This is a genomic window from Pseudomonas edaphica, from assembly GCF_005863185.1.
GTDB classification, from domain to species: domain Bacteria; phylum Pseudomonadota; class Gammaproteobacteria; order Pseudomonadales; family Pseudomonadaceae; genus Aquipseudomonas; species Aquipseudomonas edaphica.
In genome coordinates, this window is the sequence record NZ_VBVZ01000909.1 from 1 (window position 1) to 1,715 (window position 1,715).

1 protein-coding gene is annotated in these 1,715 nt (G+C 59.7%); it reads right to left on the reverse strand.

The genetic code is table 11. The features are described from left to right. Nucleotides 1-272: 272 nt before the first annotated feature. Nucleotides 273-1,619: a DEAD/DEAH box helicase gene (locus FEM54_RS31980; RefSeq protein ID WP_026013512.1), complete on the reverse strand. Its 1,347-nt coding sequence runs from the start codon at nucleotides 1,617-1,619 to the stop codon at nucleotides 273-275. Between the last annotated feature and the right edge of the window lie 96 nt (nucleotides 1,620-1,715).

A 1,715-nucleotide genomic window follows, 5' to 3' on the forward strand; every position in this document is an offset into this window, starting at 1 on the left:
AACTGACCCAGCAAAACCCGGCCAGGGCCAAGGAAATCAACGATGAGTTGCAACACATGAACCTGGAGACTGCCAGCGCGGATCTGCCGGACAAGTGCCAACTGATCGACCAGCGCCTCAAGGAGCTGGACGAGGCGGCCGCCAAAGCAAAAAATTAACCACCACAACGGGACGCGGAGCGCCCCTGGCGGCATTCCCACGCAGAGCGTAGGAACGATCAACTGAGGGCATAAAAAAACCGGACAGCGTCCGGTTTTTTTATATCAGCGGCCTTATTCGGCAGCTGGCGCTTCTGGCTTGCGGCGCTTGAGCGGCGCCATGCCGTCCTTGCTGACGAGCGACAGGTTGTCGGTCTTCGGCCGGTTGGCAATCTTGCGCTTGGTTGGCGACTTGGCGCCGGTTTTCTTCTTGTCACCCTTGGCGTCGGTCTTTTTCTTCTTCACGCCGACCGCTTTGCCCGACGCCTTGACCTTCTTCGGCCCGGTGTAGGTGCCTTTGACTTCCTTGATGGTGCGGCGCTCGAACGACTGTTTGAGGTAGCGTTCGATACTCGACATCAGGTTCCAGTCGCCGTGGCAGATCAGCGAGATCGCCAGACCATCATTGCCGGCGCGCCCGGTACGACCAATACGGTGCACGTATTCGTCGCCGCTGCGCGGCATGTCGAAGTTGATGACCATGTCCAGGCCATCCACGTCCAGGCCGCGGGCGGCAACGTCGGTGGCGACCAGGATCTTCACGCCGCCAGCCTTGAGGCGGTCGATGGCCAGTTTGCGATCCTTCTGGTCTTTCTCGCCGTGCAGCACGAACGCCTTGTATTCCTGAGCCACCAGGCGACCGTAGATACGGTCGGCTGCTGCACGGGTGTTGGTGAAAACGATGGCCTTCTGATAGGTCTCGTTGGCCAGCAGCCAGTTCAGGATCTGTTCTTTGTGTACGTTGTGGTCGGCCATCACGATCTGCTGACGCGTGGTCGCGTTCAGGTCGCTGACGTTGTTGACCTGCAAGTGCTCAGGGTTGTTCAGCACCTTGGCAACCATATCGCGCAAGGTCGAACCGCCGGTGGTGGCGGAGAACAGCATGGTCTGCTGGCGATTGACGCACTCGGCCACAAGGCGCTGCACATCGTCGGCAAAGCCCATGTCGAGCATGCGGTCGGCTTCGTCGAGCACCAGCACTTCGACTTCCTTGAGGTCGAGGTTACCGGCGTTGAGTTGCTCGATCATCCGGCCTGGGGTGCCGATCAGGATGTCGGGCACCTTGCGCAGCATGGCGGCCTGGACCTTGAAGTCTTCACCGCCGGTGATGATGCCGGACTTGATGAAGGTGAACTGCGAAAAGCGCTCCACTTCTTTCAAGGTCTGCTGGGCCAGCTCGCGGGTCGGCAACAGGATCAGGGTCTTGATGCTCACGCGGACTTTGGCCGGGCCAATCAGGCGGTTCAGCACCGGCAGGACGAAAGCGGCGGTTTTACCGCTGCCGGTTTGTGCCGTCACCCGCAGGTCACGCCCTTGGAGCGCGAGCGGGATGGCCGCTGCTTGCACAGGCGTAGGCTCGACAAATTTAAGCTCGGCCACGGCTTTGAGCAGGCGTTCGTGCAGGGCGAATTGGGAAAACACGGGTGCTACCTCGAAGAAATACAAAATATCAGCTGCATAGGGTAACGGTTTCGGGCGCTCAAACCGAGTTTCTTTACGCGAACGAGGCTAATCAGC